This is a genomic window from Ochrobactrum sp. SFR4, from assembly GCF_019730395.1.
Classification (GTDB): domain Bacteria; phylum Pseudomonadota; class Alphaproteobacteria; order Rhizobiales; family Rhizobiaceae; genus Pseudochrobactrum.
Map to the genome: position 1 here is coordinate 1 of NZ_JAAPBB010001432.1, position 233 is coordinate 233.

Here is a 233-nt window from a genome sequence, read left to right on the forward strand (position 1 = left end):
GCAATGATCGGCTTGCGGATTGCACTGACGCCCTCTGCCTCTCCCAGAAAATCCTGACCATAGGCCTCGGCAAAAGTCAGGTTCTGCATTTCTTTAATATCAGCGCCCGCAGCAAATGCCTTTTCCGAACCGGTGAGAACAATCGCGCCGATTGCATCATCCTTATCAAAAGCACGCAGAGCATCTGTCAGCTCACTCACCAGTTGTGAATTCAGTGCATTGAGCGCCTGTGG

1 protein-coding gene is annotated in these 233 nt (G+C 51.9%); it reads right to left on the minus strand.

The features are described 5' to 3' along the window. The coding region (locus HBA93_RS23745; protein ID WP_221724848.1) for an enoyl-CoA hydratase-related protein at nt 1-233 on the minus strand (233 nt) is incomplete at both ends.